This window comes from Ferruginibacter sp., from assembly GCF_031391665.1.
Classification (GTDB): Bacteria; Bacteroidota; Bacteroidia; order Chitinophagales; family Chitinophagaceae; genus Ferruginibacter.
Genome location: NZ_JANMUN010000016.1, coordinates 1 through 7,622, shown reverse-complemented (window position 1 = coordinate 7,622; position 7,622 = coordinate 1). Strand labels below are relative to the sequence as shown.

Genomic DNA, 7,622 nt, shown 5'->3' with positions numbered 1-7,622 from the left:
CGCAATACATCGGTCATTAAAAATTTACTGGCTGTTGCCGGTATGCCATCCACTTCATTAAAACTTGCCATCACACTTCCTGCGCCTGCATCAACTGCAGCTTTGTAAGGCGGAAGATATTCATTGTACATACGCTGACGGCTCATGTCGGTGGTGTTATAATCTCTTCCGGCTTCGGCAGCACCATACATTGCATAATGTTTTACGCAGGCCATGATGGTATTATTTTTTGTAAGATCATTGCCCTGGTAACCTTTTACCATTGCTTTTGCAATTTGGCTGCCCAGGTAAACATCTTCGCCATTACCTTCTGCAATGCGGCCCCAGCGTGGGTCACGGGCAATATCCACCATGGGAGAAAATGTCCAGTTAATACCATCGGCACTTGCTTCAACTGCGGCTATCCGTGCACTTTGTTCTATCGCCTGCATATTCCAGGTACATGATAAAGCCAATGGAATGGGGAAGGTTGTTTGATAACCATGAATAACATCCATGCCAAATATCATGGGGATTTTTAAACGGCTCTCTTCTACTGCAACTTTTTGTACGGCTTTAATTTTTGCAACCGATTTAATATTGAATAACCCTCCTACTTTTCCTTCTTTAATTTTTTTGCCAATATCGCTGCTGCTGGCCTGGCCGGTAACAATATCGCCGCTGCCCGGCAAATTCAGCTGGCCTAATTTTTCAATTAGTGTCATTTTTTTCATCAATGCATCTATGAAAGGTTTCATTTTTGCATCGTTATTTTGTGCGGTTGCAACTTGTGTAATTAAAATTAACGCCACCAGCATGTATTTACTTTTCATATTCCTGTTTTTATTTTTTAAACTTTTTCAATATTACAATATTACCACCACCTGCGTCTAATGATAACGGCATAATTTTATTTTTATCAACAATTATATTTTGTTTGGTAAGATGATTGGCATTTTTATTGGTGTCTGCTGCATCACTGTACATGGTGGCAACATATTTTCCTGCAGGTAAAAAATTAAGGTTGATATTTATTTTTCTTGCGTTGCTGTCTGTAATTGTTCCAATGTACCAGCTGTCATTTTTTCTTCTTGCTATGGAAATGTATTTTCCCACTTCGGCAGCAAGCACTTTTGTTTCATCCCAGGTAACCGGCATGTTTTGCAATACCTCAAAACCCAGTTGCCCAATATATGCATCGGGATAATCACATACCATTCCCTGGTAATTTTCCAGCACCACGTACATAGCCAGCATATGGCAGCGTGTGCCCATTACAAATGGCTTACTGTTTTGTGCAATAAATTTTTCAACAGGCAAAGCGTTGAAACCACCCAAATGATAATCTGTAGAACCGGCGAGCATTCTTGTAAAAGGAACATCAATGTCACGATTAGGTGTTATTACTTTATCCCACTTATCATATTCATAATTCATCACGCCTTCTCTTGTAAATTCATTAGGGTAAGTGCGATGCAGGCCTGTAGGTTTATATGCGCCATGAAACTGAATATGCAAACGATGCTTTGCTGCTTTTTCTAAAATTTCTGTTTGAATGTTTACCATTTCCTGGTCGTCTCTATCCATAAAATCTACCATCATTCCGCTCAACCCCCATTGTTCAAAAATTTTGAAAGCTTCGTCCAGTTTTGGATACAGGGCTTTCCAATGTGTCCATACTCTTACACCAACATTTTTTGATTTGGCATAATCACAAATACGTTTCATATCCAAACCATCAACGGGTTTTGTGATGTCGAAATTTTTTCCAGGCTGATAACCTTCGCCATCGTTGGTATACCATTCGTGCCCGCCATACTCCACCACCGTGTGATATTTTATATTATTGGCGGCACAAAAATCAATATAATATTTATTGGTTTCAAAATTATTGCCGCCTTTAATACTGTCGGGAATTATGGTGCCGTTCCACCACGGAAAAGTGGTAGTGCCGGGTTGTAACCAGCTTGTATCTTTTATTTTTGATGGCTCATTTAAACTGGTGATAATATTGGATTCTATCAATGCACCAATTCTGTCGCTTATTAAAAATACCCGCCACGGGCTTTTATGCGGCAATGTTGCTTTTACTTTTATGGCCGTTTGATTGGGTAAGGGTGAAAGCTGGCTTGTTAATATCCCATTTCTTTTTATCAAATACATTCCTGCATAATCTAATAATGCAGCTTCGGTAATGGCCAAAAATATTTTATTGGGAAATTGAAAGAGCGCAGGCATATCCAGCAAAGTATCTTCTTGTAATTTAATTAAAGGAGTTGTAATATAAAATCCTTCGTGTGATGAAGTAAAGTTGGGAAGGGGTAATACTTTTATAATTGGATCATTTTTAAATTTGAATGCTGTTTTTTCATCCAGTAAAGTAAATGAAGTTTCACCATTTTGTTTAGGAAAAAGATACCTAAAAGCAAGGCCATCATTAAAAACCTTTACTTCGATATCAACTTTATAGTATGTACTTATTTTATCCTGTAAAGAAATTATGGTTTGCCGGTAATGATTGTTTACCAAGCTAGCTTTACCCACTGCTAATGTGTAGTTTTCATTTATTTCTTTAGCCCCAGATGTGTTGCTGATAAAAGCTTTTTGTAATGATCCCTTTCCTTCAATATCAATATGGAGTGATGAATTTTGAATGAGGAGATTTTTTTTATAAGCAACGGAATAAAAAGGAATGCTTTCGTTGGCACTTAATGTAAAAACAATATTACCATCAGGCGATGCCAACTGAATTTTATTTTGAGCAATAGTTTGGAAAGATAAAAATAATAAGCAAACGTAAATAATTATTTTTAAAGCCATCAGCAATCATCATTTTTTTAAATATGGAGCAATAATTTTTTTCCAGATGGCGTAACCTTTTGCATTCATGTGTAAATTATCTTGTATAAAAATTTCTTTAAGGGGTGTGCCATCCGCAGCAAGCATTTTATGATACACATCAATAAAACTGGTTTTCTTTTTTTTACGAAGATATTTTTTTACCAAATCATTTGCAGCAATCATTTTGTCTTTCAACTGCCAGCGGCTGGGGCTGGGCTTTAAAGAAATAAAAGCCACAGGCACACCAGGCATTTTATTTCTTATTAAAGTAAATAATTGTACAAAACGCTGATACACCATTTTACCCGTAACGGTGTCAGATGCTGCCAAATCATTCTCCCCGCAATAAATTACAATTTGTTTGGGCTGATAGGGAAAAATAATATCATCCGCATATCTAATTACATCAGAGATAGATGAGCCACCAAATCCCCTATTGACAATAGTAAATTGTGGAAAATAATTTTGTACATCTTTCCAGTTGGTAAAAGAAGAACTGCCCACAAATAAAATGGCTTGCTTAGGCGGAAAAGCAATGGAGTCTTGTTTTTTAAATGCCCGGATATCTTCAGCGAAAGGCTGTGCAGCAATATTGAGGCTGCATAAAACCAGTAAAATAATCCATAACAGCCCGCAATTGTTTTTATTTTTCATACGGTCAAAAGGTATAAAAAAAGGAGCACACAAACCTCTATTGGGCTAACTATTTTTAAAATTTGTACAACACAAAAAATAATAACCCTGGATTAAAAAGTATATTTACCTCAGCAAAAATATCGCCATGAATTATTTGGGAATTGCAGCATTACTTAACAGTCATCAACCGGGATTTAGTTTAGCACAACCTTTTTATACCAGCGATGCTATATTAATTTTTGAATGGCAGCATATCTGGCAAAAAAACTGGCTCTTTGCAGGCAACACCGCACAAATACCCAAGCCCGGCGATTTTTTTATTTACAACCTGCAAAAAGATGCCATCATTATTATCCGTGGCAATAAAGGAGAAGTGTATGCCCATTATAATACCTGTGCACATCGTGGTTCTGCTATTTGTTTAGAACAAAAAGGAAATGCGCCAAAATTAATCTGCCCTTACCATCAATGGGTATATGATAAAGACGGCACTTTATTAAATGCAAGGATGATGCCCGATGATTTTTGTAAAGAGAAATTTAATTTACGTTCGGTGCATGCAGCAGTGGTGGAAGGTTTGATATTTATTTGCCTTGCAGAAGATGCTCCTGATTTTTCTCCCATAAAAAAAAGTTTAGCACCTTACTTAATGCCTTTTAAAATTAAAGATGCAAAAGTTGCGGCCATAAAAAATTATACCTTAAGAGCTAACTGGAAATTAGTAGCAGAAAACTTTAGAGAATGTTATCATTGCGGCGGCGCACACCCTGAATATTGCAGTGCAGTAATTGGCGCCAACCTTAGAGAAGATACCGATACACTCACCGCAACAAAACAAAAAGAATGGAATGAAAAAACGTTGGCTACCGAATTAGTTGAAGTTACTGCCGGCACAACAACGTATGCTGTTCGTTATCCATTGCGGCCCGGTGTAGAAAGTTATAGTATTGATGGGAAAAAAATAAGTATCCCGATGGGCATGCACAAAGACCATGATGCAGGAGTTGTTGGTTTAGTAAATTATCCCAACTTTTGGATGGATGCCGTAAGTGATTATATATGGACGATGAGGGTGACTGCTGTTACTGCCTCCAGCACCGATTTAGAATTTTGCTGGCTGGTAGATGCCAATGCCATTGAAGGAAAAGACTATGATGTAAACCGCCTTACGCAATTTTGGGAAATTACCGGTGAGCAGGATGGGCAACTTTGTGAAAATAATTTTAGAGGTATAGAAACTAATGGCTACGGCCCCGGCCCTTACGCACCGGTAGAAGACCAGGTAATAAATTTTGTGGAGTGGTGTGTGGGGGAGATGAGGAAGGGGTTTGAGAAATGATTAAGCTTAAATAAATTTTTTATTCAGTATTGTCTTTCTTCGTCCTCCTCAACTCCAGTAAATTTAAACTGTTGGCCGGAAAATTTTTAATATTGGTATGCACCAAATGAATAGCCATATCGTACCACAGCGGTACCACCGGCGCATCTGCAATAATTATTTTATCCATTTGCTGGTACAATTTGTAACGGAGGCTGTCATTTTTTTCTGATAACGATTTTTCATACAACAAATCGTACGTTGCATTTTTATAACGGGTGTAATTGGGTGGTGCAGGATTTTTGCTGTAAAAAACACTCAGGTAATTTTCTGCATCAGGGTAATCAGCGATCCAGCTGCCACGAAAAAATAATGCTTGCGATTTTGAAGTCTGCTCCAGTAATAAACTTTTTTGTATTACTTCTACCTGTATATTAATGCCTATTTGCCTTAACTCATTAGCAATATAATTTCCTAAATCGCCATAAATGGGAATGGTGAGTAATTTTATTTCTGGCAAATTTTTTCCATCGGCATAGCCGGCTTCGGCCAATAATTGTTTTGCTTTAGCAACATTGTATTGATAGCCTTTTACATTAACAGAATCGAATGACGGCAAACCGCAGGGTACAAAACCACTTTCGGCAGCAATACCAATGGAGTTGCGTAAATACAGCATCATCTTTCTTCTGTCGAATCCATAATTAATAGCCTGCCTTATTTTTTGCAACCGCAAGGGAGAATTTTTCACCAGTTCATTTTGTTCATCTACCAAAATACCCAAATATTCTATGTTGAGATAAGGTTGTTTTTGCAATTCAATTTTACCTTCCCATATTTTTTTAAGGTTACCGGTTTTGGTAAGCATTTCATCTTTAAAGGAAGGATCGATATCATCAATAAAATCCAACCGGTTTTGTTGAAACTCTAAAAACTCAGTGGCCTTGCTGTCGTAAAAAGAAACTTTAATGCCATCCAAATAAGGTAACCGATTTCCTGCAGTGTCCCTTTCAAAATAATTTTCATTTTTCTTTAACACCAATGCCTGCCCTTCTTCCCAGGCTACAAAGCTAAAAGGTCCGCTGCCTACCGGGTGGCGGCGAAAATCATTCTTATATTTTTCCACCGCTTCTTTAGCAACAACCGAACAATACTGCATACTCAATATGCCGAGTATAGATTGAAAAGGCCGTATCAATTTTAATTGAAAAACAGAATCGTTAATTGCTGTAAAACCATTTATACTATCAATACGATTATTAAATATCCATGCGCCTGGGCTGGCGGTATTTTTATCTGTAATTCTTTTAAAACTGTATTCCACATCCTGCGCTGTAAGTTTGCGGCCTTTTCCGCTAGCAAAACATTCATCATCTGCAAAAAATACATCGTTTCTTAAATAAAAAGTAAATACTAAATTGTCTTTACTTATATCCCAACGCTTTGCCAGCGACGGTGCCATTTGCATGGTACTGTCAATTTCTATTAAGGTATTGTATAACTGGTGTACCGACCACATCACCTGTTTATTTTTTGCAAATGCAGGATCGAGTGAAGCCAGACCGCTGCTTTCGTTGTAACGAAATATTGTTTTGTCGGCGTGCTGGTGAGAATTGCAGGAAGCAATTATAATGGATAATGAAAGAAAGCCAATGAATAATGAATAATGTTTTAAGCCAGTAGCTTTGTATTTTTTTAATAAAATTATTAATGATGAATGGCAATATTTAAAAGACATAATTCTTATTTATTCTGCATAAATTTATGCAATCAAAAACAAACCCACCAAAAAGATGTTGCAAATAAAAAAAGCCGCTGCAGTTTTTACAGCATTATTTATTATTTCATTATTCATTATTCATTTGCAGGCACAGCCATTAAAGAAACAAAAGGCATTCACTCATGCCGATACATTACGTGGCACATACGGACCCACAAGAGATTGGTGGGATGTATTGAAATATGATTTGCATGTTAAGTTTAATATTGAGGATAGTACAATTAGTGGTGAAAACATAATTCAAATTAAAACTATTAAGAAAGGAGATGTATTGCAAATTGACTTACAGGAACCAATGATACTTGGAAATTGTTACATCACTACTGAATCTCCGTATCCGTTACAATTCAATCAGCCATCTATTCCTTTAAAAGATATTAAAAAAGACGGCAACGCTTATTTTATTAAAATACATCCGGCATTTACATTACCTAAAAGCAATAAATCATTTTATTTGACTGTTGAATTTAACGGCAAACCCACCATTGCCCGCCGTCCGCCATGGGATGGTGGATTGATCTGGAAAAAAAGTGCGGATGGCAGTCCGTGGGTTAGTGTTGCCTGCCAGGGATTGGGTGCAAGTGTTTGGTATCCTTGTAAAGATCACCAGGCAGATGAACCCGACAGTGCAGCAATGCATATAACCATACCCGATACATTAATGTGTGTAGGCAATGGAAGATACCGTGGCAAAATAAATAATAACGATGGCACGGCTACTTACGATTGGGCAGTTACCAACCCCATCAACAGTTATAATATTGTACCCTACATAGGTAAGTACACTCACTTTAACGAGATTTATAAAGGAGAAAATGGAGACCTTGATATGGATTACTGGGTGCTGCAGGAAAACTTGGAAAAAGCTAAAACACATTTTGCCGATGCTCCACGTATGATGAAAGCATTTGAGTATTGGTTTGGCCCCTATCCATTTTATAAAGATGGTTATAAATTAGTTGATGCACCGCATTTGGGCATGGAACACCAGAGTGCAACGGCATACGGCAACAAATATCAAAATGGTTATTTGGGAAGAGATTTAAGCGGCACCGGCTGGGGATTAAA

Annotated in this window: 6 protein-coding genes; 2 read left to right on the top strand and 4 right to left on the bottom strand. The window is 37.4% G+C overall.

Translation table 11 applies throughout. The features are described 5' to 3' along the window. The 3 genes from ACY651_RS01240 to ACY651_RS01230 form a co-directional block, all read right to left on the bottom strand. Positions 1 to 812, bottom strand: an 812-nt coding sequence (locus ACY651_RS01240; RefSeq protein ID WP_462248889.1) for a glycoside hydrolase family 3 N-terminal domain-containing protein, incomplete at its 3' end; no start/stop codon positions are given. A 10-nt stretch (positions 813 to 822) separates the two neighbouring features. Then, a complete protein-coding gene (locus tag ACY651_RS01235; RefSeq protein WP_462248887.1) occupies positions 823 to 2,799 on the bottom strand; it encodes a glycoside hydrolase family 97 protein in 1,977 nt (658 codons plus the stop codon). 9 nt (positions 2,800 to 2,808) lie between these two features. Further along, positions 2,809 to 3,474: a GDSL-type esterase/lipase family protein gene (locus ACY651_RS01230; RefSeq protein WP_462248885.1), complete on the bottom strand. Its 666-nt coding sequence runs from the start codon at positions 3,472 to 3,474 to the stop codon at positions 2,809 to 2,811. A 127-nt stretch (positions 3,475 to 3,601) separates the two neighbouring features. Between ACY651_RS01230 and ACY651_RS01225 the strand changes: the two genes are divergently transcribed. Then, complete coding sequence (locus ACY651_RS01225) at positions 3,602 to 4,795, top strand: aromatic ring-hydroxylating oxygenase subunit alpha (RefSeq protein ID WP_462248883.1); 1,194 nt, start codon at positions 3,602 to 3,604, stop codon at positions 4,793 to 4,795. Positions 4,796 to 4,814: 19 nt separating this feature from the next. Here ACY651_RS01225 and ACY651_RS01220 read toward each other — a convergent pair whose 3' ends face one another. Further along, positions 4,815 to 6,512: an ABC transporter substrate-binding protein gene (locus ACY651_RS01220; RefSeq protein WP_462248881.1), complete on the bottom strand. Its 1,698-nt coding sequence runs from the start codon at positions 6,510 to 6,512 to the stop codon at positions 4,815 to 4,817. A gap of 55 nt (positions 6,513 to 6,567) precedes the next feature. On the opposite strand from ACY651_RS01220, the gene ACY651_RS01215 reads away from it, so the two are divergent. Beyond that, on the top strand, positions 6,568 to 7,622 hold a 1,055-nt coding region (locus tag ACY651_RS01215; protein ID WP_462248879.1), incomplete at its 3' end, for a gluzincin family metallopeptidase.

Coding starts and splice junctions, on each gene's coding strand:
- ACY651_RS01220 (WP_462248881.1), bottom strand. CDS start 6,512: ATGTCTTTTAAATATTGCCATTCATCATTAATAATTTTATTAAAAAAA.
- ACY651_RS01225 (WP_462248883.1), top strand. CDS start 3,602: ATGAATTATTTGGGAATTGCAGCATTACTTAACAGTCATCAACCGGGA.
- ACY651_RS01235 (WP_462248887.1), bottom strand. CDS start 2,799: ATGGCTTTAAAAATAATTATTTACGTTTGCTTATTATTTTTATCTTTC.
- ACY651_RS01230 (WP_462248885.1), bottom strand. CDS start 3,474: ATGAAAAATAAAAACAATTGCGGGCTGTTATGGATTATTTTACTGGTT.